At 68.5% G+C, this 22,650-nt stretch carries 17 protein-coding genes and 2 rRNA genes; 12 read left to right on the forward strand and 7 right to left on the reverse strand.

The window, feature by feature from the left end; genetic code table 11:
* Positions 1–182 precede the first annotated feature (182 nt).
* Positions 183–3,303, forward strand: a 23S ribosomal RNA gene (locus OG494_RS04800).
* Between the two features lie 83 nt (positions 3,304–3,386).
* Positions 3,387–3,503, forward strand: a 5S ribosomal RNA gene (gene rrf / locus OG494_RS04805).
* 119 nt (positions 3,504–3,622) lie between these two features.
* On the opposite strand, the gene OG494_RS04810 is transcribed toward rrf, so the two are convergent.
* Entirely contained in the window at positions 3,623–5,152 is a 1,530-nt protein-coding gene (locus tag OG494_RS04810) for a hypothetical protein (RefSeq protein ID WP_328452320.1), read from the reverse strand.
* On the opposite strand from OG494_RS04810, the gene OG494_RS04815 reads away from it, so the two are divergent.
* From OG494_RS04815 to recN, 6 genes are all read left to right on the forward strand, one after another.
* Positions 5,117–6,295, forward strand: a complete 1,179-nt coding sequence (locus OG494_RS04815; RefSeq protein WP_328452322.1) for a hypothetical protein — start codon at positions 5,117–5,119, stop codon at positions 6,293–6,295. The two genes, OG494_RS04810 and OG494_RS04815, sit on opposite strands and share 36 nt — an antisense overlap.
* Positions 6,288–7,277, forward strand: a complete 990-nt coding sequence (locus tag OG494_RS04820; protein WP_328452324.1) for an HAD-IIA family hydrolase — start codon at positions 6,288–6,290, stop codon at positions 7,275–7,277. The genes OG494_RS04815 and OG494_RS04820 overlap by 8 nt, the downstream gene beginning before the upstream one ends.
* 17 nt (positions 7,278–7,294) lie before the next feature.
* A complete protein-coding gene (locus OG494_RS04825) occupies positions 7,295–7,492 on the forward strand; it encodes a hypothetical protein (protein WP_323325788.1) in 198 nt (65 codons plus the stop codon).
* 4 nt (positions 7,493–7,496) lie between these two features.
* On the forward strand, positions 7,497–8,330 hold the full coding sequence (locus OG494_RS04830) for a TlyA family RNA methyltransferase (RefSeq protein WP_328452329.1): 834 nt from the start codon (positions 7,497–7,499) through the stop codon (positions 8,328–8,330).
* Positions 8,327–9,253, forward strand: coding sequence for an NAD kinase (locus tag OG494_RS04835; protein WP_328452331.1), 927 nt, complete (start codon positions 8,327–8,329; stop codon positions 9,251–9,253). The genes OG494_RS04830 and OG494_RS04835 overlap by 4 nt, the downstream gene beginning before the upstream one ends.
* 99 nt (positions 9,254–9,352) lie before the next feature.
* On the forward strand, positions 9,353–11,131 hold the full coding sequence (gene recN, locus OG494_RS04840) for a DNA repair protein RecN (RefSeq protein WP_328452333.1): 1,779 nt from the start codon (positions 9,353–9,355) through the stop codon (positions 11,129–11,131).
* 46 nt (positions 11,132–11,177) lie between these two features.
* Here the strand turns inward: recN and OG494_RS04845 are convergent, their stop codons facing one another.
* Together OG494_RS04845 and OG494_RS04850 are read right to left on the reverse strand one after the other, a co-directional pair.
* Positions 11,178–11,744 carry a VOC family protein gene (locus tag OG494_RS04845; RefSeq protein ID WP_328452335.1) on the reverse strand — a complete coding sequence of 189 codons (567 nt, stop codon included), beginning with the start codon at positions 11,742–11,744 and terminating at the stop codon, positions 11,178–11,180.
* A gap of 396 nt (positions 11,745–12,140) precedes the next feature.
* Positions 12,141–12,584, reverse strand: a complete 444-nt coding sequence (locus OG494_RS04850; protein ID WP_328452337.1) for a MarR family winged helix-turn-helix transcriptional regulator — start codon at positions 12,582–12,584, stop codon at positions 12,141–12,143.
* A gap of 66 nt (positions 12,585–12,650) precedes the next feature.
* Here OG494_RS04850 and OG494_RS04855 point away from each other — a divergent pair, with 66 nt between their 5' ends.
* The 4 genes from OG494_RS04855 to OG494_RS04870 all read left to right on the forward strand — a co-directional run bounded on the left by OG494_RS04855 (position 12,651) and on the right by OG494_RS04870 (position 17,044).
* Positions 12,651–13,643, forward strand: coding sequence for a zinc-binding alcohol dehydrogenase family protein (locus OG494_RS04855; RefSeq protein ID WP_328452339.1), 993 nt, complete (start codon positions 12,651–12,653; stop codon positions 13,641–13,643).
* On the forward strand, positions 13,640–14,815 hold the full coding sequence (locus OG494_RS04860) for a DUF1266 domain-containing protein (protein WP_328452341.1): 1,176 nt from the start codon (positions 13,640–13,642) through the stop codon (positions 14,813–14,815). The genes OG494_RS04855 and OG494_RS04860 overlap by 4 nt, the downstream gene beginning before the upstream one ends.
* Positions 14,816–14,912: 97 nt before the next feature.
* The gene (gene steA / locus OG494_RS04865) at positions 14,913–16,097 is read left to right on the forward strand and encodes a putative cytokinetic ring protein SteA (RefSeq protein WP_328452343.1); all 1,185 of its coding nucleotides are present in this window, start codon (positions 14,913–14,915) and stop codon (positions 16,095–16,097) included.
* On the forward strand, positions 16,094–17,044 hold the full coding sequence (locus tag OG494_RS04870; protein ID WP_328452345.1) for a copper transporter: 951 nt from the start codon (positions 16,094–16,096) through the stop codon (positions 17,042–17,044). Before steA ends, OG494_RS04870 begins: the two co-directional genes overlap by 4 nt.
* A gap of 64 nt (positions 17,045–17,108) precedes the next feature.
* Here the strand turns inward: OG494_RS04870 and OG494_RS04875 are convergent, their stop codons facing one another.
* The 4 genes from OG494_RS04875 to OG494_RS04890 form a co-directional block, all read right to left on the reverse strand.
* Positions 17,109–18,818: a glycosyl hydrolase family 18 protein gene (locus OG494_RS04875; RefSeq protein WP_328452347.1), complete on the reverse strand. Its 1,710-nt coding sequence runs from the start codon at positions 18,816–18,818 to the stop codon at positions 17,109–17,111.
* A gap of 206 nt (positions 18,819–19,024) precedes the next feature.
* Positions 19,025–20,296, reverse strand: coding sequence for an alginate lyase family protein (locus OG494_RS04880; RefSeq protein WP_328452349.1), 1,272 nt, complete (start codon positions 20,294–20,296; stop codon positions 19,025–19,027).
* 98 nt (positions 20,297–20,394) lie between these two features.
* Positions 20,395–21,105: an aspartate/glutamate racemase family protein gene (locus OG494_RS04885; protein WP_328452351.1), complete on the reverse strand. Its 711-nt coding sequence runs from the start codon at positions 21,103–21,105 to the stop codon at positions 20,395–20,397.
* Positions 21,102–22,523, reverse strand: a complete 1,422-nt coding sequence (locus OG494_RS04890; RefSeq protein ID WP_328452353.1) for an NCS1 family nucleobase:cation symporter-1 — start codon at positions 22,521–22,523, stop codon at positions 21,102–21,104. Before OG494_RS04890 ends, OG494_RS04885 begins: the two co-directional genes overlap by 4 nt.
* Positions 22,524–22,650 lie beyond the last annotated feature (127 nt).

Here is a 22,650-nt window from a genome sequence, read left to right on the forward strand (position 1 = left end):
CTCTAGTACTGAGCATCTTCGGATGATCGTGGAAAAAGGAGCCGGCGCCTCGGAGGGTGATTGTTTGCTATGCACACTGTTGGGTCCTGAGGCAACACGCCTTAGGGCTTACACAGCCTGGGAATGTGGTTTGTTTCTGGTGTGGTGTTTGAGAACTGTAGAGTGGATGCGAGCATCTTTGTGGTCAAGTTGTTAAGGGCACATGGTGGATGTCTTGGCTTCAGGAGCCGATGAAGGACGTAGGAGGCTGCGATAAGCCTCGGGGAGCTGTCAACCGAGCTGTGATCCGAGGATTTCCGAATGGGGAAACCCAGCACCAGTGATGTGGTGTTACCCGCACCTGAATATATAGGGTGTGTGGAGGGAACGCGGGGAAGTGAAACATCTCAGTACCCGTAGGAAGAGAAAACAACCGTGATTCCGTGAGTAGTGGCGAGCGAAAGCGGAAGAGGCTAAACCGATTGCATGTGATACCTGTCAGGGGTTGTGTAGTCGGTGTTGTGGGACCTGTCTTCTCAGAGCTGACACTCTGGGCATGATGCGGCATGGTTAGTGGAACGCCTTGGGATGGGCGGCCGGAGTGGGTGAGAGCCCCGTACGCGAAAACTGTGTTTGTGTTGTGTGATGGTGCTCCCGAGTAGCAGCGAGCTCGTGGAATTTGCTGTGAATCTGCCGGGACCACCCGGTAAGCCTAAATACTTCCTGAAGACCGATAGCGGACTAGTACCGTGAGGGAAAGATGAAAAGTACCCCGGGAGGGGAGTGAAAGAGTACCTGAAACCGTGTGCCTACAAGCCGTCAGAGCTGTAATGGTGATGGCGTGCCTTTTGAAGAATGAGCCTGCGAGTTAGTGCTGCGTGGCGAGGTTAACCCGTGTGGGGTAGCCGTAGCGAAAGCGAGTCTGAATAGGGCGCTTGAGTCGCGTGGTCTAGACCCGAAGCGGAGTGATCTACCCATGGCCAGGGTGAAGCGACGGTAAGACGTCGTGGAGGCCCGAACCCACTTAGGTTGAAAACTGAGGGGATGAGCTGTGGGTAGGGGTGAAAGGCCAATCAAACTCCGTGATAGCTGGTTCTCCCCGAAATGCATTTAGGTGCAGCGTCGCATGTTTCACCACGGGGGTAGAGCTACTGGATGGTCTAGGGGCCTTACCGGGTTACCGAAATCAACCAAACTCCGAATACCGTGGTGTGAGAGTGCGGCAGTGAGACGGCGGGGGATAAGCTTCGTCGTCGAGAGGGAAACAGCCCAGAACACCAGCTAAGGCCCCTAAGTGTGTGCTCAGTGGGAAAGGATGTGGGATTGCCCAGACAACCAGGAGGTTGGCTTAGAAGCAGCCACCCTTGAAAGAGTGCGTAATAGCTCACTGGTCAAGTGGTCCTGCGCCGACAATGTAGCGGGGCTTAAGCACACCGCCGAAGCTGTGTCATTGACACAATAGATCCACTTGGGCTCTTGAAGTCCTTGTGTAGTCGTGTTGATGGGTAGGGGAGCGTCCTGCACCCAGGGAAGCCGTGGCGGAAGCTAGCGGTGGAGGGTGTGGGAGTGAGAATGCAGGCATGAGTAGCGAATGCAGAGTGAGAAACTCTGCCGCCGGATGACCAAGGGTTCCTGGGCCAGGCTAATCCGCCCAGGGTAAGTCGGGACCTAAGGCGAGGCCGACAGGCGTAGTCGATGGACAACGGGTTGATATTCCCGTACCCGAGCATGTGCGCCCATGACGAGGCGTTTGATACTAACCACCCAAAGCGCGCCGGCGAAGTCTTCGGATGGAGTTGGTGTTGTGGAGCGTGGGACCTGATTTCGTAGTAGTCAAGCGATGGGGTGACGCAGGAAGGTAGCTCCGCCAGGCGATGGTTGTCCTGGTGTAAGCGTGTAGGCCGTCGTGTAGGCAAATCCGCACGGCACTAAGGCTGAGACGTGATGCGTAGCCGTTTGAGGCGAAGTAGAGTGATCCTATGCTGCCGAGAAAAGCCTCTAGTGAGTGCATGCACGGCCCGTACCCCAAACCAACACAGGTGGTCAGGTAGAGAATACTAAGGCGATCGGGTGAACTGTGGTTAAGGAACTCGGCAAAATGCCCCCGTAACTTCGGGAGAAGGGGGGCCAAACATCCTGAAGCCTTTTACAGGCTAGGGGTGGGTGGCCGCAGAGACCAGCGGAAAGCGACTGTTTACTAAAAACACAGGTCCATGCGAAGTCGCAAGACGATGTATATGGACTGACGCCTGCCCGGTGCTGGAACGTTAAGAGGACCGGTTAATCCCTTCGGGGGTGAAGCTGAGAATTTAAGCGCCAGTAAACGGCGGTGGTAACTATAACCATCCTAAGGTAGCGAAATTCCTTGTCGGGTAAGTTCCGACCTGCACGAATGGCGTAACGACTTTCCGGCTGTCTCAACCACAGGCCCGGCGAAATTGCACTACGAGTAAAGATGCTCGTTACGCGCGGCAGGACGGAAAGACCCCGGGACCTTTACTATAGTTTGGTATTGGTTTTCGGTTCGGCTTGTGTAGGATAGGTGGGAGACTGTGAAGCGGTGACGCTAGTTACTGTGGAGTCGTTGTTGAAATACCACTCTGGTCGAATTGGGAATCTGAACCTCGGGCCATGATCTGGTTCAGGGACAGTGCCTGATGGGTAGTTTAACTGGGGCGGTTGCCTCCTAAAGAGTAACGGAGGCGCCCAAAGGTTCCCTCAGCCTGGTTGGCAATCAGGTGTTGAGTGCAAGTGCACAAGGGAGCTTGACTGTGAGACAGACATGTCGAGCAGGGACGAAAGTCGGGACTAGTGATCCGGCACCACCTGGTGGAAGGGGTGTCGCTCAACGGATAAAAGGTACCCCGGGGATAACAGGCTGATCTTGCCCAAGAGTCCATATCGACGGCATGGTTTGGCACCTCGATGTCGGCTCGTCGCATCCTGGGGCCGGAGTAGGTCCCAAGGGTTGGGCTGTTCGCCCATTAAAGCGGCACGCGAGCTGGGTTTAGAACGTCGTGAGACAGTTCGGTCCCTATCCGCCGCGCGCGTAGGATACTTGAGGAAGGCTGTCCCTAGTACGAGAGGACCGGGACGGACGAACCTCTGGTGTGCCAGTTGTCCCGCCAGGGGCATGGCTGGTTGGCCACGTTCGGAAGGGATAACCGCTGAAGGCATCTAAGCGGGAAGCCTGTTCCAAGATGAGGTATCCCACCCTTTGTGGGTTAAGGCCCCCAATAGACCATTGGGTTGATAGGCCAGATATGGAAGCACAGTAATGTGTTGTCGAGTTGACTGGTACTAATAGGCCGAGGACTTGTCTACGAAGGTGTTACGCATCCACTCTACGGTTTCTGAGACACCACACGGCTCCCTGTTTTTTGGGGGGTGTGGTTGTTTCGTAGTGTTTCGGTGGTTTTAGCGTCAGGGAAACGCCCGGTCCCATTCCGAACCCGGAAGCTAAGCTTGACAGCGCCGATGGTACTGCAACCGAAGGGTTGTGGGAGAGTAGGACACCGCCGAACTTACCTTCCGTACGGCCCGTTAGGATAGCCAGTTGGCTGCCCTAGCGGGCCGTACGCGTATGTCCAGACCAAGATTTTCCACGGCAGGAGGCCAGGTGTCCGAGTTCGGTCGACGAGACTCAAGCGATGATGGGTCCGGCCGGTCGGCACGCCGGGACGAAGGCTCCCGGAGCCGGTCGGACGCACCCCGGGGAAACCCGCAGGGCGGTGCCCGGCAGGACCGAGGCGGCCGCGATGGTGGTTACCAGGGCCGGCCTCGCCGTGATGACCAAGGTGTGCGCGGCGGCGGCAAGCCGTTCCGCGGCGCCGACGGCCCCCGCGACCGCGATCAGCGTGGAGGATACGCAGGTCAGAGCCGTGACAGCAGTCGTACGTCGAGTGACCGCGGTGGCTACCGCGGCGACTCCGGTGACTCCCGTGACCGTGGCGGCCGGCCCAGTGGCGGTACCCGCTTCTCCGGCGGGCCCGCCCGTTCGGGTAGCAGTGGCGGCCGGTCCGACGATCGTGGCGGCAACCGTTCCGGCGGGCGCTACGAAGGCTCGAGCAGCCGGTCGGGCGGCGGCTCGGACGACCGTGGCGGTCGGCCGAGCGGCGGCCGTCCGCAGGGCAAGTCGTCGTACGGCGACCGCAAGCCGCGCTGGGAAGACCGCAGCAGCGGTTCGGGCCGGCGCGACGACGACCGCGGCCCCCGTACGGGTGGTTTCCGCTCGGACGATCGCGGCGGCTCGACCCGTCGTGATGACGACCGTGGTCCCCGTACCGGCGGTTTCCGTTCCGACGATCGCGGTAAGAGCAGTTATCCCCGTCGTGATGACGACCGTGGCTCCCGTACCGGTGGTCCGCGTTCGGATGACCGCGGCAAGGGTGGTTACGAGCGTCGTGACGACGACCGTGGTTCGCGTACCGGTGGTTTCCGTTCCGACGATCGCGGTAAGAGCAGCTACCCCCGTCGTGATGACGACCGTGGTTCGCGCAGCGGTGGCCCGCGTTCGGATGACCGCGGCAAGGGCGGTTACCAGCGTCGTGACGACGACCGCGCGCCCCGCTCCGACGACCGTGGCCGCGGTGGTTACGACAAGGGTGCTCGGTCCAGTGCTCCGCGTTCCGACGACCGTGGTTCGCGGACCGGCGGTTTCCGCTCGGACGACCGCAAGAGCAGCTACCCCCGTCGCGACGACGACCGCGGTGCCTCCCGTTCGGACGACCGGGGTCGCGGCAGTTACGAACGCCGTGACGACTCCGGTGGTGCCCGCTCCGGTGGCGGCGGCAACGACTCTCGCGGTGAGCGCTCCGGCGGCTACCGCGGCGGAGCCGACCGGCGGGACGACTCGCGTGGCGACCGTGGCAGCTACCAGCGTCGCGATGACGACCGCAAGCCCGGGACTTCCCGGGAATCCGGCAGCTACCAGCGCCGGGACGACGATCGCAAGCCCGGTGGTTATCAGGGGCGTGACGAGAACCGTCGCACCGGTGGTTACCAGGGCCGGGACGACAACCGCGGGGGTTCGCGCGACTCCGGTGGCCGGGACGAGCGCGGCAGTGGCAAGCCGTTCGACAACACCCGCGGCGACAAGCGGCCGGCGCGCGACCACGGTGACCGCAAGGACCGTCCCGTGCGCCGGGAGTTCGAGCGCAAGGACAGCGTCCACCGCAACCCGCGGCCCGGTGCCACCTCGCTCGACGACGAGGCCATCGCGAGGGAGCTCCTGGAGGCGCCGGAGCTGCCCGACGGTATCGAGTTCTCCGACCTCGACGAGGAAGCCCGCCGCGAGCTGAGGACGCTGCCGAAGGCGCTGGCCGAGACGGTCGGGAAGCACCTCGTCGCGGCCGGTGGCCTGCTGGACAGCGACCCCGAGGCCGCGCTCGAGCACGCCAAGTACGCCAAGGCCAAGGCCTCGCGCGTGCCGATCGTGCGGGAAGCGCTCGGCCTGGTGGCCTACCACTCCGGCAACTGGGCGGAGGCGCTGTCGGAACTGCGTGCCGTCCGCCGGATGACCCGCAGCGACGACCACATCGCCATCATCGCCGACGCCGAACGCGCGCTGGGCCGGCCCGAGCGGGCCTTGGACCTCGCGAAGGAGGTCGACACGGCGAAGCTGGCGAAGGCCACCCAGGTCGAGCTCGCGATCGTCGCGGCCGGGGCGCGCCGGGACCTCGGGCAGATCGACGCCGCGGTCGTCTCCCTGCAGGGGGCGGACCTCAAGGCCGGGAAGCGCGACCCGTGGAGCGCGCGGCTCTTCTACGCCTACGCCGACAACCTGGTGGCGGCGGAGCGCAAGGACGAGGCCATCCGCTGGTTCCTCAACGCGGCCGACGCCGACACCGACGACGAGACCGACGCGGCCGAGCGTGCCGCGGACCTCTCGAACGAAGGGATCGAGCCGGCCAAGGCAGCCAAGACGACCGAGCCCGCGAAGACCGACGACGAGCCGGTCAAGGCGACGCCGTCGACCGAGGCGAAGGCGACCGAGGCAGCGAAGGCGACCGAGCCGGCGAAGGCGACCGAGGCGGCCAAGACCGCTGAGGCAACCGAGCCGGCCGAAGTAGCCAAGGCGGACAAGCCGGCTGAGGCAACCCAGGCGAACGAGCCGGCGAAGGAAGCGGCGACGACCGACGCGGCTGAGCCGGCCAAGGCAGACGAGCCGGCAAAGGCAGCCGCGGCCGAGACGGCCGACGCGGTCAAGACGACCGAGGCGGCGAAGGTTGCCACCACTGCCGAGGTCACCGATGCCCCCGAGCAGGCCAAGGCCGAAGGCGATGAGCCGGGCGTCACCGACAAGTCGGATGACTGACGCCCTGCTGGCGGCCTACGACGCCGTCCTGTTCGATCTCGACGGCACCGTCTACCACGGCACCCAGGTGATCCCGGGTGCCCCGGAGACCGTCAAGGCCGCTCGTGATCACGGCACGCCCGTGCGGTTCGTGACGAACAACGCGTCCAAGGCTCCGGCCGAGGTCGTCGAGCACCTCGTCGGCCTCGGCATGCCCGCCGACGTCGGCGAGGTGCACACCAGCGCCCAGGCCGGTGCCGTGCTCCTGCGGGAACGGCTCGAGCCGGGGGCCGAGGTGCTCGTCGTGGGCACCGGGTCGCTCGCGGCCGAGGTCTCGCGGGCCGGGCTCACGCCCGTCCGGGAGAACGCCGAGAGCGTCCAGGCCGTCGTGCAGGGGCACTCGCCCGACAACACCTGGGCCGCGCTCGCCGAGGCGTGCCTGGCCATCCGGGCGGGTGCGCTGTGGGTGGCCTGCAACGTCGACGCGACGCTGCCCAGCGAGCGGGGCCTGCTGCCGGGCAACGGCTCGATGGTCGCCGCGCTGCGGACCGCCACCGACGTCGAACCCCTGGTCGCCGGAAAGCCGGAGCCGCTGTTGTTCGAGACCGCGGCGAAGTCGGCCGGTGCCGAGCATCCGCTCGTCGTCGGCGACCGGCTCGACACCGACATCGCCGGCGCGGTCGCCGCGGGCGTCGACTCGCTGGTCGTGCTCTCCGGGGTCGCGACGCCGAAGCAGCTGGTCGAAGCCGTCCCGGCCGAGCGTGGCACCTACCTCGCGGCCGACCTCACCGCGCTCACGTCCACTCTCGGAGAACTGAAGATCGGGCCCCGGCCGGGCTGGTCGGTCGATGCCGGGGACGACGTCCTCACCGTCGACGGCGAAGGTGCCGACCTGGACCTGCTCCGGGCGCTCTGCCACACGGCGTGGGAGTCCGGCAAGACGACGGTCCAGGCCGGCGGCGAAGCCGCGAAGGCCGCGCTGGCGCGGCTCGGACTGGCCTGACTGATACCGTTTGTGACGTGCAGGATCACCCGTACCCCGTCCCGGGACCGCCGCCCGGCTCGTTCTCCGAGCAGACCGACCCGCGGGCCGGCATCGACGAGGCCGTCGCCGGCCTGGACGACCTGGACGCGCTTCCGCTCACCGAGCACGTCGAGCGCTTCGACGCCGTGCACACCGAGCTGACCGTGGCCCTGTCCAGCATCGACAAGGTCTGAACCGGTGCCCAAACGGGCCCGCCTCGACGCGGAACTGGTCCGGCGCGGCCTCGCCCGCTCCCGTGAGCAGGCCTCCGCCCTGATCACCGGCGGCAAGGTCACCGTGCGCGGGATGGTCGCGTCCAAGCCCGCCACCGGTGTGGAGAACGACGCGCCCATCGTCGTCAAGGACGAAGACGACCCCGGCTGGGCCTCGCGCGGCGCGCACAAGCTGCTCGGCGCGCTCGAGGCGTTCACCCCGCTCGGGCTCGGCGTCGAAGGCAAGCGCTGCCTGGACGCCGGCGCGTCCACCGGCGGCTTCACCGACGTGCTGCTGCGCGCCGGCGCCGCGACCGTGATCGCCGCCGACGTCGGCCGTGGCCTGCTCGACTGGCGGATCCGCACCGACGAGCGGGTCGTGGTGCTGGACCGCACCAACGTCCGCAACCTCACGCCCGAAGACCTCGGCGGCCCGGTCGACCTGGTGGTCGGCGATCTCTCGTTCATCTCGCTCAAGCTCGTGCTGCCCGCGCTCGTCGACTGCGTGCGTGAAGGCGCCGATCTGGTGCCGATGGTGAAGCCCCAGTTCGAAGTGGGCAAGGACCGGCTGGGTAGCGGAGGTGTCGTCCGCGACCCGCAGCTGCGTGCCGAGTCGGTGCTCGGGGTGCTCGACGAAGCCGCGAAACTGGGCCTCTCGCTGCGCGGGGTGACCGCCAGCCCGCTGCCCGGGCCGTCCGGGAACGTCGAGTACTTCGTGTGGCTCAGGAAAGAACACGTGGCCGAGTCCACAGTGGACGCGGTAGACAGGTCTGAGGCCGAGCGGCTCGTCCGAACCGCCGTCGAGGAAGGGCCCGCATGACCACCGAACGTGAAGTTCTCCTCATGGTGCACCCCGACCGCGAGGCGACAGGTGAGGCCGCGCGCGAGGTTTCGGCCCGCTTCGCGAAGGCCGGGATCCGGATCCGGGTCATCGACCAGGACGTCTGCGCGCTGATCAACCCGGACGAGCACGGTGTCGGCGCGACCTGCACCGTCGTGGACCCGGACGACAACCCGGCGGCCGGCGTCGAGCTGGTGTTCGTGCTGGGTGGCGACGGCACGCTGCTGCGCGCGGCCGAACTGGCGCGCCCGGCCGGGGTGCCGGTGCTCGGCGTGAACCTGGGCCGTGTCGGGTTCCTCGCGGAGGCCGACTCGGACGCGCTGGCCGACACGGTGCAGCGCGTCGTCGACGGCGACTACCAGGTCGAAGAGCGGATGACCATCGACGTCACGGTCACCCACGGCGGCACCGAGCTGGGCCGGACCTGGGCGCTGAACGAGGCCAGCGTCGAGAAGAGCACGCGCGAGCGGGTGCTCGACGCGCTGATCGAGGTCGACGGGCGGCCGGTTTCGGCGTTCGGCTGCGACGGTGTGCTGTGCGCCACACCGACCGGTTCGACGGCGTACGCGTTTTCGGCGGGCGGCCCGATCATCTGGCCGGACGTGCAGGCGCTGCTGGTCGTGCCGAGCAACGCGCACGCGATGTTCTCCCGGCCGCTGGTCGTCTCGCGTGACTCGGTGATCACCGTCGGGATCGACCCGGACGGCTCGTCCGCGGTCCTGACCTGCGACGGCACCCGCAGCCAGGACCTGCCGCCGGGCGCCCGGGTGCGGGTCACCTGCGGCGGCACGCCGGTGCGGCTGGTCCGGTTGTGGGACGGCCCGTTCACCGATCGCCTGGTGCAGAAGTTCGCGTTGCCGGTGAAGAGCTGGCGCGAGCGGCACGCCCGCCCGAACGAATAGGGCGCGAACGGGCCGCTCGGCGCTTGATTCGAACATATCGGCGACTCGCCGGGCCGCCGGGTGCGCGAAGTGTCGGTGGGGGCCGCTACGGTAGGCGGCGTGCTGGCCGAGATGCGCATCCAGGGCCTCGGAGTCATCGAGGACGCCCTGCTGGAACTGCACGCGGGCTTCACCGTCGTCACCGGTGAGACGGGTGCCGGGAAGACCATGGTCGTCACCGGGCTGCACCTGCTCTCCGGAGGCCGGGCCGAGGTCTCGAAGGTGCGAACGGGGATGCTCAAGGCGTTCGTGGAAGGACGGTTCACCTATTCGGGCGTCGAAGGCGCCGAGCGGATCGTCACCGACTCCGGTGCCGACGTGGACGAGGACGGCAGTGTCATCGCGCTGCGCGCCATCGCCGTCGACGGCCGGTCCCGGGCTCACCTGGGTGGCCGGTCGGTGCCGGTCGGCGTGCTCGCGGAGCTGTCCGAACAGCTGATCGCGGTGCACGGGCAGAACGATCAGCTGCGGCTGCTGCGCCCGGCCGAGCAGCGCGCGGTGATCGACCGGTTCGCCGGTGACGCCGTCACCAAGCCGCTGCGGGCCTACCAGGAGATCCGGTCGGAGTGGCTGGCGGTGATCGCCGAGCTGACCGAGCGGTCCACCCGCTCCCGTGAGATGGCCCAGCAGGCGGACCTGCTCAAGCACGGGCTGACCGAGATCGACGCGGTCGTCCCGGAGCCGGGCGAGGACGTCGAGCTCACCGCGCAGATCAAGCGGCTCGCCGCGGCCGACGAGCTGCGGGCGGCCGCGACCGAGGCGCACGTCGCCGTGTCCGGTTCGGCGGAAGGCGATCCGGACACGCCGGGCGCCATGGGCCTGGTTTCCGAAGCGCTGCGGCGGTTGTCGACGTCGGAAGACGCCGTGCTGCGCGAGCTGGCACCGCGGCTGGAAGAGGCGACGGTGCTGCTGGCCGACGTCGGGGCCGAGCTCGGCGGGTACGTCGAGACGCTCGACGCCGACCCGGCGCTGCTGGAGAAGGTGCTGGCCCGCCAGGGCGACCTCAAGCGGCTGACCCGCAAGTACGCGGCGGACGTCGACGGGGTGCTCGCCTGGGCCGACGACGCCCGGCGCCGCCTGGAAACCATGGACACCTCGGAAGAGGCGCTGGCCGAGCTGGCGCTGCGCCGCGATCAGCTCGCGGTGCAGCTGGCCACGCACGCCGTCGACGTCTCGGCGGCGCGCGAGAAGGCAGCGGCCGAGCTGGCGGCGGAGATCACCCGGGAGCTGTCCGGCCTGGCGATGGGCCAGGCCGCGATCGAGGTGACGGTCGAGCAGCGTCCGGCCGAGCACGGCGACACGCACGCGCTGGCCATCGACGGCCACGCGGTGCACGCCGGTGCGGACGGCATCGACGACGTCGAGCTGCTGCTGCGGGCCCACGACGGCGCGCCGCCGCTGCCGGTGCACAAGGCCGCGTCGGGTGGTGAGCTGTCGCGGGTGATGCTGGCGATCGAGGTCGTCCTCGCGCACGCCGACACGGTGCAGACGCTGGTGTTCGACGAGGTCGACGCCGGGGTCGGCGGCCGCGCGGCGATCGAGATCGGCCGCCGGCTGGCGCGGCTCGCGCGGACCCACCAGGTCCTGGTGGTCACGCACCTGCCGCAGGTGGCCGCGTTCGCCGATCAGCACCTGGTGGTGGACAAGGGCCACAAGGGCGGGGTGACGCGCAGCGGCGTGAAGAACCTCGCGCCGGCCGAGCGGGTCAGCGAGCTGGCCCGGATGCTCGCCGGCATGGACAACGAAACCGGCCGCGCGCACGCGGAGGAACTCCTGGCGACGGCCGAGAAGGACAAGACCGAGTTCGAGCCGAAACGCAAGCGGGCCAAGAAGAAGTAGCGGGGTGGGGCACCGGCGCGCCCCACCCGGCGTCGTTCGCTGCCGGTCAGCAGGCGTCCGGGTCCTCGACGCCCGGCGGCGGGGTGAACAGCTCTTCGAAGGTCTGGTCGACGAGCTCGATCACGTTGCCGAAGGGGTCTTCGCAGAAGCAGAACCACGACTCCGGCCCGACCTGGTGGATCTTGCTGCGCTGGCGGCCGCCGAAGAGCGTGATGCGCTTGGCCGTCTCTTCCACGTTGAGGCAGGTGAAGCAGATGTGGAAGATGCCGGTGCGCCAGTAGTCGAAGTTCTCGGCGCGGCGCTCGGCCACCGGGCCGGTGAACTCGAACAGCTCGATCCCGGTGCCGCCCGGCATGACCATGTGGGCGATGCGGGCGCTCTGCCAGCCCTCGCCGTAGATGTCCGACGCCGGGCCGCCGCCGGGGGCGTCGCTGCTGATGGAGAACGGTCCGAGCAGCAGCTTGAGCCCGAAGACCTGCTCGTACCACGCGACCGCGCGGTCGAGGTCCGTCACGGACAGCGCGGCGTGGTTGAAGCCGGTCCGCACGGCGGGGCGCGGCAGCCGCTCGAGGGCGGCGAGCCGCGGTGCCGGGACGTCCGGCAGGGTGGGCACGCTCGGGACACCATCGGTTCCGAGAACGCCGACATCGCTGGGCAGCATGGGCAAACTCCTGGGTGGCATGAGAAACGCTCGGTGGCGCAATGCGATCGCCCCCCACGAGGATGCATTGCACAGCGGTCGGCTGTGCGACAAGTATCAGTGGTCCGGGCGAAAGACCTTCCTGAGAATTGTGACAGCGTTCTGAAACGGATCAAGAACGTACAGTCACCACTCCGGCAAACGGCCGCGGACCCGCCTTTCGCCTGGTGAGACCTCAGTCCGTCACTTTCCAACAAGAAGCTCAACGGGGTTTCGGGCGTTAAAGGGCGGCGTCACGGTAAATGAATAGTAAAATCGACGGGGAATTCCGGAACCCGGGTCCCGGGAAAAGATGATCGAATACGCGGATCAGCTCTCCAGGTCGCCGGCGATCCGGCCGAACACCGCGGCCAGCGTCCGCGCCTCCTCCCGGCTCAGGTGGCCGGCGAAATGGCGCTCCACGCCCCGGACGTGCGTCGGCCACGCCTCCTCCAGCGCCGCCAGGCCGGCCGGGGTCAGGATCACCAGGGTGGCCCGGCGGTTGCCCGCATCCACCTCGCGCCGGGCGTAGCCGTCGCGCTCGAGGCCGTCGACCAGGCGGGTCAGCCCGCTCGCGCTGTGCACCAGGGCGTCGGCCAGGTCTTTCATGTGGAGCCGCTGATCGGGGGCTTCCGAGAGCTGGACCAGCGCGTCGTACGTGCGGTGCGACATCCCGTGCGCGGCGCGCAGGTCCGCGTCCAGCACCCGCAGCAGCAGGGCCGACGAGCGCAGGAAGCCGCGCCACGCCGCGTCGTGTTCTCGGGACAGGCTCACGCCGGGAATAGTACCCGCGCGGACTGTTGTTATGCGGACTGTTCGCTTGCGAAGAAAGGACCCACGATGCGCGCAGTCGTACTCCGGGAACCCGGGCCGGTCGAGAACCTCGAACTGACGGACCTGCCGCTGCCCGAGGCGAAACCGGGCTGGGTGCGGATCGCCGTCCGGGCGTTCGGCCTCAACCGCTCCGAGCTGCACACCCGCCTCGGCCTCGCCGACGGCGTCACGTTCCCGCGCGTGCCCGGCATCGAGGCCGTCGGGATCGTCGACGCCGCGCCGGACGGCGACTTCGAGCCCGGGCAGCAGGTCGCCACGATGATGGGCGGGATGGGCCGCACCTTCGACGGCGGTTATGCCGAGTACACGCTCGTCCCGCGCGAGCAGGTCATCCCGTTCCGCTCGGACCTGCCGTGGGAGGTGCTCGGCCAGGTCCCGGAGACGCTGCAGACCGCGTACGGCTCCCTCACCACCGGCCTCGACCTCAACGCGGGCCAGACACTGCTGATCCGCGGCGGGACGTCCGCCCTCGGCTTCGCCACCGCGACCCTCGCCCGCGACCTCGGGGCCACCGTCTTCGCCACGACCCGGCGGCGGGACCGCCTGGAAACCCTGGCCGCGCACGGGGTCGAGCACCCGCTCCTGGACGACGGCGACGTCGCCGCGCAGGTCCGGAAGATCGTGCCGGACGGGGTCGACGCGGCCCTCGAACTGGTCGGGACGCCGACCCTGCCGGACACCCTCGCGGCCACCCGTGTGCACGGCACGGTGTGCTTCACGGGCATGCTCTCGAACGAGTGGACAATCAAGAATTTCTATCCGATCGGATACCTTCCCGCCGGGGTGCGCCTGACCGCTTATGGTGGTGAGGCGGACGACCTGCCCGCATCCGTTCTCCAGCGGTACCTCGACCGGATCGCCGACGGCGGCGTCAGCCTCGGCCCCGCCCGGGTCTACCCGATGGAGGCGATCCGGCAGGCGCACGACGACCTGGAGCACAACCGGACGGCGGGCAAGCTCGTCGTGCTGACCGGCCGAGTGGAGGGAGCCGCCCCTTGATCCTGCCGCCACCCGCCGACGTCGAAGCGCAGCTGGCCGCCGCCCGCCGGGAGGGCGATCTCGACGCCTATCTCGGCCTGCTCGCCGGGGAGGAGCTGTTCGTCCCGATCCGGCGGGCCGACGCCGAGAGCATCCTCGAGGACCGCGCGGAGACGTTCCCCAACGTCTACCACGAAACCGGCGGTGACGAGTTCCTGCAGGTCTTCACCCGCGGCGCGCTGCCCGACCTCGGGTCGGACGTCGTCTTCATGAGCGGGGCGCTGGACTGGGCGGTCGACGGCGTCGGCCGGCACGAACGGGTCGTGTTCAACCGCGGCACCCGGGGCGAGTGGCGGCTGCCCGGCGCGACGCTGCAGCCGTGGCTCGACGCGCACCTCGACGACGTCACGCCGCTGGAAGAGCAGGTCGAACGGCTGATCACCGCGCCGTACGGGCACCTCGAAGGGCCGATCGCGCACGCCCTGGCCTGCGGCGCGCACCTGGCCGTGCTGAACGCCGCGCCGTGGAACCTGCTCGACGGGCGCTACCACGACTACGTGGCCGAGGTCCGCGGCCTGCGCGACTGGTGGGGCGTGGCCGACCCGCCGGCCTGGCGCGCCACGATGGCCGACCTCGTCGGCGACGGCTACGCGCTCACGCCCGGCAACCTGGTGCTGATGCTGCGCCTGCGGTTCGCCGCCGAGTACGGGCTGCGCGACGGCGAGTTCGATCCGCTGACCTGGGCGGAGGTGGTGGGCCGGTGGTGCGCGGAGAACGACGCCGAGGACCAGGCCGACGAGCTGCGCGACACCGTGCGCCGGGTCTCGCGCTACGAGCAGCGCTTCCGCGCCGACGGCCTGCTCGACGCCGAGGGTTTCGTCACGACGGCGTTGTCCTGGGACGTCGGCCGCGCGGTCAACATCGCGCGCTGGGGCCTGGCGGCCGGATACTGTGACGCGCTGAGCGCCGAGCTGATGGTCCTGGAGGCCGGTTCGCTCGCGCGTCGCTACCACCAGTCATGGGCCGACCTGTCGGCGGGCTACCTCATGGGCCGGGTGCTGCACAGCCGGGACGACGAGTTCGGCGAGTGGTACCCCGCCGCCGTGCGGGTCCACCACCAGCTCCTTCAGGACCCGGGCAGCCCCTGGGTGAACCTCGATTTCGGATCTCTTTCGGAGGAGTCCGACGCCTGATCGAGAACTTGGGCGCGGCGTGGCTCACCACAACGAGTCACCTCTGCTACGGCGTGGCGTGCGCAGTCCCACGAGCAAATTTGTCACCATCGGCCACATGAAGCTCACCGGTCTGCTCACGCGGAACTCCGAACCCCTGCCGGGCATCACCGGGGTCGCCAGGGTCGACCGCCGCACCCGGGAGCTGCTGCGCCGGATCAGTCCGGGCGACATCGTCGTGCTCGACCAGCTGGACCTCGACCGCCAGACGGCCGACGCGCTCGTCGACGCCGAGGTCGCCGGCGTGGTCAACGCGTCACCGTCGATCTCCGGCCGGTTCCCCAACCTCGGCCCCGAGATCCTCATCGCCGCCGGCGTCCCGCTGGTCGACTCGGTCGGCGGGGAGCTGCTGCGTTCGATCAAGGACGGCACGAAACTGCGGCTGCTCGACGGCGTCGTGTACGTCGGCGAGCGCCAGGTCGCCTCCGGCATCGAGCAGACCGCCGACAGCGTCGCGGACCAGATGATCGAGGCCAAGGCCGGGATGTCGACGCAGCTGGAGGCGTTCTCGGCCAACACCATCGAGTTCCTCCGCCGCGAGCGCACCCTGATCCTCGACGGCGTCGGCGTGCCGGAGCTGAAAGTGCAGCTGCGGGACCGGCACGTGCTGGTCGTCGCGGGCGGCAACGGGCACGCCGAAGACCTCAAGAAGCTGAAGAAGTACATCGCCGAGCACCGGCCGGTGCTGATCGGCGTCGACGCCGGGGCCGACACCCTGCGCGCGCAGGGCCACCTGCCGGACGTCATGGTCGGCGACCCCACCGGGATCGGCACCGCCACGCTGCGCAGCGGCGGCGAGGTCGTGGTGCCCGCCCAGCCCGACGGGCACGCCCCCGGTGTCGAGCGGATCCAGGACCTCGGCATCGGCGCGGTGACGTTCCCCGCGTCCGGCAACGCCGAGGACCTCGCGCTGCTGCTGGCCGACGCGCACGGCGCGAGCCTCGTGGTCACGGTCGGCTTCCAGGCCACCCTGCGCGAGTTCCTCGACCACGGCCGGTCCGGCTCGAACCCGTCGACGTTCCTCACCCGGCTCAAGCTCGGCACGAAGCTCGTCGACGGGAAAGCGGTGGCGACACTGCACCACAGCCGGGTGTCGATCGGCGCGGTCGTCCTGCTCGTGCTCGCCGCGGTCGTGGTCGTCGCCGCGGCCCTGCTGGTGTCCGACGTGGGCTCGGTCTACCTGGACTGGCTCCGGCACACCTGGAACTCGCTCGCCGCCTGGGTCAAGGGATTGTTCACGTGATTTCGCTTCGCTACCACGTAGTTTCCATCGCCGCCTGCTTCCTGGCGCTCGCCGTCGGCGTCGTGCTCGGTTCGACCGCGCTGAACGGCTCGCTGCTGTCGGGGCTGGCGGGGGAGAAGAAAGACCTGGGCAGCCAGGTCTCCGACCTCGAGGCGCAGCGCAACGCGCTCAACGCCCGGCTCGCCGACGCGGACGCGTTCGCCGGCGCCATGGGGCCGAAGGTCGTCGCCGGGGTGCTGGACAAGCGCACGGTGGTGCTCGTGACCACCGAGGACGCGCGCCCGGCCGACCGGGACGCGCTCAAGCAGCTGATCGGCCAGTCCGGCGCGACCGTGACCGGCGAGGTGCAGCTGACGGCCGCGTTCGCCGATCCCGAGAAGGCCGACCAGCTCCGCGACGTCGTCACGCGGCTGCAGCCCGCCGGGTCGAAGTTCCCGACCGCGGGTGACTCCGGCACGCTCGCCGGCGCGCTGCTCGGCTCGGTGTTGTTGCTGGACAAGACTTCCGCCAAGCCGCAGTCCTCGGGTGAGGAACTGGCCGCGGCCCTGGGCGGGCTCACCGACGGCGGGTTCGTGAAGGCGGGCCAGGACGTCAAGCCGGCGCAACTGGCCGTGGTGCTCACCGGCGCGCCGGCGACCGGCGACGGCGCGGGCGACCGGGCGGCGACGATCGCGCGGTTCACCACCCAGCTCGACCGCACCGGTGCGGGCACCGTGCTCGCCGGGGACGCCGGTTCGGCCGACGGCACCGGCGCGCTCGGCGTCGTCCGCGCGGACACCTCGGCGACGTCGATCCTGTCCACTGTGGACAACGTGGACACCTCCGCCGGGCGGGTGAGCACCGTGCTGGCCTTGAAGGAACAGCTCGACGGCGCCGCCGGCCGCTACGGCATCGCCGGCAACGCCCAGGCCCCCGCGCCGGGCGTCGCCAGCCCCACCGGCAACTGACGTCGTGAGTGTTTAGGGCGGTTCTAACCGCCCTAAACACTCACGACAAGCCGCGGCAGACTGCTCAGCCGGCCAGCCAGAGCGCCGGGACGTTCGGCGGCTCCCAGCCCACCAGTGAGGTGTGGGCCTGGCGGCACGTGTACGTGACGCCGTTGTAGGTCACCTTCGCGCCCGTGGCGTACGCCGTGTTCGGCGCCCACGCGGGTACCGACGGCGGCGTGGTGGGCGTGGTCGTCGGCGGAGTCGTGGGTGTGGTCGGCGTGGTGGGGGTCGTCGGGGTGGTGGGCGTGGTGGGGGTCGTCGGGGTGGTGGTCGGCGGCGGTGTCGAGCAGTTCGGCGTCGACGCGGCCAGGCCGTTCACGACCGCGTGGAACAGCGTCGAGCCCGGGTCCAGGTCGTAGAGCGAGAACATCATCGCGCCGCCGAGGCCGGTGCAGTGGATGTAGTCGGTGCGGGCCTTGATCGACTGCGCGGACGAGCCGCCGAAGAAGTTCGTGCCGTCGTAGAACCAGGCCGACTGCGTGACCGGGTCCCAGAACGTGTCGGACGGGTTGTCGACGATGCCCGTGAGTTCCTTGTACATCGCCACGCCCGGCACGTTGCCGCTCAGTGTGTGGCCCGCCGACGGACCCGAAGCCGGCTGGTACAGGCCGTGGTTCGAGCCGGCCGGGACGCCGGTCCAGCCGCGGTAGTAGAACGGGATGCCCAGCGTCAGCTTGGCCGCGGGGAAGCCGCCCGCGATGCCGTACGCGCTGTTGCCGTGCAGGTAGTCCTTGATCACCGAGTCGATCGTGTACTTCTCGGTGCCCGGCGGGATGGTGCCCGACGGGTCGTTCGGCGCGGAGTACAGCGGGTCCTGGAAGTTCGTCGGCCCGGTGGCGTCCCACGCGCCGTGCATGTCGTAGGTCATCGCGTTGCCGAAGTCCAGGTACTGGCCGATCTTGTCGGTCTGGATCTTCGCGATCTTGTCCTGCCCGCCCGGCAGCGCGGCCGAGAGCGCGTAGTGCTTGCCGCCCAAGGCGTCCAGCTCGGTGCGGAACTCGGCCATCAACGCGGTGTAGTTGGCGGTGTCGGCGGCGCTGTAGTGGTTGCCGACGTGCCCGGTCGGGGAACCCGGGTACTCCCAGTCGATGTCTATGCCGTCGAAGATGCCGGCCGCGGTGCCCGGGCCGCCGTACCCGCCGGAGGCCGGGATGTTGCCCTTGATGAACATGTCCAGGCACGAGCTGACGAGCTTCTTGCGCGACGCGTCGGTCGCGGCGGCGTCGGAGAAGTACTTCGAGTACGTCCAGCCGCCGATGGACAGCAGCACCTTGAGGTTCGGGTGCCGCGCCTTGAGTTCCTGCAGCTGGTGGAAGTTGCCGGCGACCGGCTGGTTCCAGACGTCGGCGGTGCCGTCGACGCTGATGTCGGAGCCGAAGGACTTCTGGTAGTCGGCGAACTGGTCGCCGCCGCCGTCACCGGCGTTCGGGTCGGTCTCACCGCCCGGGTCGGGGGTGGTCGCCTTCGTCGCCTCGAAGCAGGTGTGGTTCGTGGGGTCGATGTTCTCGAAGTCGTAGAGCAGGTAGTCGAGGTTGCCGGCGATCGCGTCGACGTTCTTCAGGTAGTAGGCGTTCTGGTAGATGCTCCACTGGTCGAAGTAGGCGATCCGGACCCCGCCGGACGTGGCGGCGGCCGCGGGTGGCGCGGCCGGTCCGGCGACCGTGAGCGCGCCCACGACCAAAGCGGCCGCGGCGGCCGCGAACAGCGCCAGTCTTCGGGAAACCCTCTGCATGCTGTCTCCTCGCGCAGGCGGACGGCCCCCTCCCGGGCCGCGACGGCGCGGGAGGGGGCGGTACGCGACGGTTCTTCACGAACAGGTGCCGGCCCGTTCATGAATGTGCGCGTGCGCACACCGAGTGTCAATACTTTGGACTAGACCAATCTCGGGAGCCGTGCGCTATAGGGTCTGGTGTCCGGATTTCCCAGCGTTGGTAGGGGTTACTTGAGCGGCGGGTCGAGCGGGAAGCACGACACGCGCACGGACCACGTGTCACCGCCGGCGGGCAGCGGCATCTTCTTCAGCGCCGCCGCGGCGTCCTGGTCGTGCGCCTCCTCGGCCGCGGCGTGGAAGATGTCCGCCGCGATCGACTGGTCGAACACGCCGATCTGCTGGTGCGGCCAGGCCGCGGCGCCCTGCAGCGCGCCGGGGATCAGCTGGTCGACGACCTTGCGTAGGGTCGCCCCGTTCGGCGCGGTGTACTTCCAGACGTCGACGCCGAGGTTCTTGCCCAGCTCCGCCATCCGGCCCCACGCCGTGAGGTTGAAGTTGACGTAGTGCCACGACATCGTCCGCGACAGCTCGAGCGGCTGGCTGCCGTCGGCGGCGAACTGGACCGGGAACCGGTTCTTCTCCGCGTCCAGCACGATCTTCTTCGCCGTGTCCCGCTTGCCCAGGTAGGCGGCGATGGTCGCGTTCTGCATGTCGAGGAACGTGCCGTGGTTGTTCGTGGCGGCCAGTTCCAGCTTCGCCTGCGGGCTCGTCCGCATCCAGTCGAGGTACTGCGCGAGCCACGCCTTGACGCCGGAGCGGTCCTTGCCCGTCCAGCCCGGCGCGCCGGTGTCGAGCAGCGCGAAGACGTCGAGCACCTGGCTGAACGACTGCGTCGAGTCGATGATCCCGGTACCGCTGATCGTGTTCCTGCACGGGATGATCTGCGCGTACGTCATGTTCGGGTTCATCTTGGTGGCCGGGTCGAGGAACCACGTCCGGATGTCCAGCGCTGCGCGCTTCGCGTACTTCGCGTCGCCGGTGTAATACCAGGCGAGCGAGAGATAGTACATCGCGTCCCACGCCACCATCCGGTAGGTGTGGTCGGTGATCGCGTCGGCCTCCGGGTTGCGCTGGCCGTCCTTGTTGACGTACGGGCAGCCCTGCGGGTTCTCCGGGGTCTTCTCACTCGCCCACCAGTAGGGCGCCTGGCTCAGGTAGTCGTGCTTGTCGCCACTCGGCGGGGTGACCGGCTTGTCCACGACCGACCACGGGCCGGCGCTCAACGCGGTGTTCGCCTTGCCCAGCACGACCTTCAGCGCGTCGCGCTGCGCCCGCGTGGCGTGGCCGTGCTTCAACGCCGACTGGATGTCCGCGAGCTTCTTGCCGTCGGTGACGACGGTGTGCGGCGCCTGCCCGGCCGTCGCCGTCCCGCTGAGCGGGACCAGGGCCAGGCACGCGGCCAGCACCGTCGCCCCGAGAACGTGTAGCTGCCTTCGCACCTTCGACCGCCCTTTCGGGGACGCCAGGATCCCCACTCGTCACCGGGCGGCGGTACGGCTGTGGCGTCGGCGATTCTGGCTCTCCGGTGCGGCGGCTGTCAATCGGTCGGCCAGGTGCGCTTCTTGTCGAGGGGCCGGGCGTAGGACCCGGCCCGGCTGGTCTTGAGGCCCAGCGAAACGAGCGACTCGGCGAGCCGGACGGCGGCGGCGACACCGTCGATCACCGGGATGTCGAGCATCGTCGCGATCCGGCGGTCCAGCCCGGTCATCCCGGCGCAGCCGAGCACCAGGACCTCCGCGCCGGCGTCGCGCGCCCGGCGGCCGGCGGTCAGCAACGCCGACTCCGTGCGGCGTTCGTCGGTCAGTTCCAGCACGCCGAGGCCGGCACCGGTGACCGTCACGCAGTTCTGCGCGACTCCGGCGGAGTGCAGGCTGTCCTCGATCAGCCCGCACGTCCGGTCCAAAGTGGTCACGACGCCGTAGCGGCGGCCCAGCAGGCAGGCCAGGTGCGCGGCAGCCTCGGTGATGTCGACGACCGGGACGTCCAGCAGCTCGCGGGCTCCCTCGCGGCCGTGCTCGCCGAACCCGGCGAGCACGACCGCGTCGAACGGTTCTTCCAGGCCCCGCAACAGATCGAGCACAGCGGCCGCCGAGAGGAAACTGTCCAGCCAGCCTTCGGCCGACTCCGGACCCCACTTCGGGGTCCTGGCGAGGATTTCGGTGCCCGGGCTCGCCGCGGCGCGGGCACCGGTCTCGATCTCCTTCGTCATCGCCTCGGTGGTGTTGCAGTTGGTGACGACGATCCTCATCGGTGTTTCCTCGACACCGCGAAGTACAGTGCCGCGGACGACGCCGTGCCGATGAACCACGAGTACGGCGCGGCCGGGGCGAAGAACGGCACCAGCGCGATCACCGCGGCGAGCGCGGCGGTCGGGAAGAACGTCACCAGTGCGCGCGGGTTCACTCGCGGGTAGATCCCGCCGTCGACGAACAGCTGCGCGACGTCGACCTTGCCGCGCCGGATCAGGTAGTAGTCGACGATCATGATCCCGAACAGTGGCCCGAGGAACGCGCCGAGCCCGCCGAGGAAGTAGTTGACCACCGCGGGCGAGGAGTACAGCTTCCACGGCAGCACGCACAACGCGGCCACCGCGCTGATCATCCCGCCGACGGTGAACGTGATCCGCTTCGGCCAGATGTTGGCCAGGTCGTAGGCGGGGGAGACGAAGTTCGCGACGATGTTGACGCCCATGGTGGCGATCGCGAAGGTCAGCGCGCCGATGATGAGCACCGGCGTGTTGTGCACCTTGGACAGCAGTTCGGCCGGGTCGGTGATGGCCTCGCCGAACACCTGCATGCTGCCCGCGGTGACGACGACCGACAGCAGCGCGAACGCCGTCGAGTTGATCGGCAGGCCCCAGAAGTTGCCGCGCCGCACGGTCTTCTGGTCCGGTGCGTTGCGGGAGAAGTCGCAGAAGTTGAGCATCAGTGTGCCGTAGGTGGCCAGGATCAGCCCGGCCGCGCCGAACCACTGCCGGATCTGCTCACCCGTCGAGAGCTGCTTCGGGCTGCTGGTGAACGAGATGTTCCAGTGGGCGGCGGCGAGGATCCACACCGCGAGCGCGATCATCACGACCCAGATCGCCGGGCCGCACCAGTCCTGGAACTTGCGGATCGACTCCATGCCGCGGGTCAGGATCAGCGCCTGGGCCGCCCAGAGGGCGATGAAACAGATCCAGCCGAGCGCGTGCAGGCCGAGGAAACCGTGTTCGGTCAACGGTTTCAGGCCCGGGTCGATGGCGAGCACGAGCAGCGTGATGGCCACGCTAGCGAGGTAGGTCTGGATGCCGTACCAGAAGATCGCGATGACCGCGCGGATCAGCGCGGGCAGGTTGGCGCCGAAGGTGCCGAAGCTCAGCCGCGCGACGACCGGGAACGGCACGCCGGTGCGCTGCCCGATCCGGCCCATCAGGTTCATGCCGACGTAGATGATGACGAAGCCGAACAGCAGGGCGGTGAACACCTGCCAGGCCGACAGGCCGAGCACGAACAACCCGGCCGCGAAGGTGTAGTTGCCGAGGTTGTGCACGTCCGACATCCACAGCGCGAAGATGTCGTAGACCTTCCACCGGCGGTCCTGCACGGGGGCGAGGTCTTCGTTCCACAGCCGGGGATCCGGCGGGGCGGGCGTCTCTTGTCCGGTTTCGGTCAGCGGGGCGGCGGTCATGCTTGCCTCCGGTCGACGGATTCAGCGACGGCGATTTGGGATACCAAAATTTGGTATCCCAAATATCACCCTGGCGTCCGCCTCCGTCAACCCTCCGGCGGATAAACTCGCGTTACGTCCGGTTACG

The organism is Amycolatopsis sp. NBC_00438 (assembly GCF_036026695.1).
Lineage (GTDB): Bacteria > Actinomycetota > Actinomycetes > Mycobacteriales > Pseudonocardiaceae > Amycolatopsis.

Coding starts and splice junctions, on each gene's coding strand:
- OG494_RS04835 (WP_328452331.1), top strand. CDS start 8,327: ATGACCACCGAACGTGAAGTTCTCCTCATGGTGCACCCCGACCGCGAG.
- OG494_RS04890 (WP_328452353.1), bottom strand. CDS start 22,523: ATGACCGCCGCCCCGCTGACCGAAACCGGACAAGAGACGCCCGCCCCG.
- OG494_RS04875 (WP_328452347.1), bottom strand. CDS start 18,818: ATGCAGAGGGTTTCCCGAAGACTGGCGCTGTTCGCGGCCGCCGCGGCC.
- steA (WP_328452343.1), top strand. CDS start 14,913: ATGAAGCTCACCGGTCTGCTCACGCGGAACTCCGAACCCCTGCCGGGC.
- OG494_RS04820 (WP_328452324.1), top strand. CDS start 6,288: ATGACTGACGCCCTGCTGGCGGCCTACGACGCCGTCCTGTTCGATCTC.
- OG494_RS04885 (WP_328452351.1), bottom strand. CDS start 21,105: ATGAGGATCGTCGTCACCAACTGCAACACCACCGAGGCGATGACGAAG.
- OG494_RS04855 (WP_328452339.1), top strand. CDS start 12,651: ATGCGCGCAGTCGTACTCCGGGAACCCGGGCCGGTCGAGAACCTCGAA.